A 758-nucleotide genomic window follows, 5' to 3' on the forward strand; every position below is an offset into this window, starting at 1 on the left:
AAGAGTCTGGGGTAATTGATGTCTGAAACCACCTATCATTTTCGCGATATTCGTGTGGCGGAAACGCCAGAGCCGTCCACGCGGGCGCAGTTGCATCGTCAGCTGGGCCAGGAATTAGCGGGCCTCACCGAACAGGTGTTACGGCTGGATGCACCGCATGAAAAGTTGCAGGATTACATCGGTCAGGTGCAGCAGCTGCGCCAGGCATTGCAGCAGGAAGGCCAGCGGGATTACAGCGATATTCTGCAGCGTCTGCTGGCCGGGCAGGGCAGTGGTGATGACGTGACTGACCTGGTGGATTTTGAAATTCTTACCGGCAAAGCCTCGCCGCTTTCGCCGCCGCTGGAATTGTGGATCGATGGTGACCGTATTCGTGGCCGGGCCACGTTTGGTCCCGCGTTTCAGGGGCCGCCAGGGCGGGTCCACGGTGGCGTGCTGGCATTGGCGTTGGATATGCTGATGGCCAAGACGCAGGATTATGTCCGTCAAATCGGCATGACCGGCACTTTGAATATCCGCTACTTGGCGGCCACGCCGTTAAACACGCCGGTGGATTTCGAAGCCCGGCTGGTTTCGCTGGAGCGCCGCAAGTTACGCTGTGAAGGCAGTGTCTGGGTAAATGGCGAGCAAACGGTTTCGGCGGAAGGTATCTGGATTTCCGCCCATGGTGAGTATGCGTTGAAGCCAGAATTTGTGTCTGCGCTACCCTCGGATACCGGGGTGGCATCGTAACGTTCAACGCACTGGGAGGCATGAAT

Annotated in this window: 1 protein-coding gene; it reads left to right on the plus strand. The window is 57.9% G+C overall.

Annotated features, from left to right (window positions below):
• The first annotated feature begins 18 nt into the window (after positions 1-18).
• Entirely contained in the window at positions 19-732 is a 714-nt protein-coding gene (locus A3730_RS23080) for a PaaI family thioesterase (RefSeq protein WP_063520165.1), read from the plus strand.
• The last annotated feature ends 26 nt before the right edge of the window (positions 733-758 follow it).

It is taken from the genome of Alcanivorax sp. HI0044, from assembly GCF_001634945.1.

What these genes read in the sequence shown, in the direction of transcription:
- A3730_RS23080 (WP_063520165.1), top strand. Translation starts at nt 19, where the DNA reads ATGTCTGAAACCACCTATCATTTTCGCGATATTCGTGTGGCGGAAACG.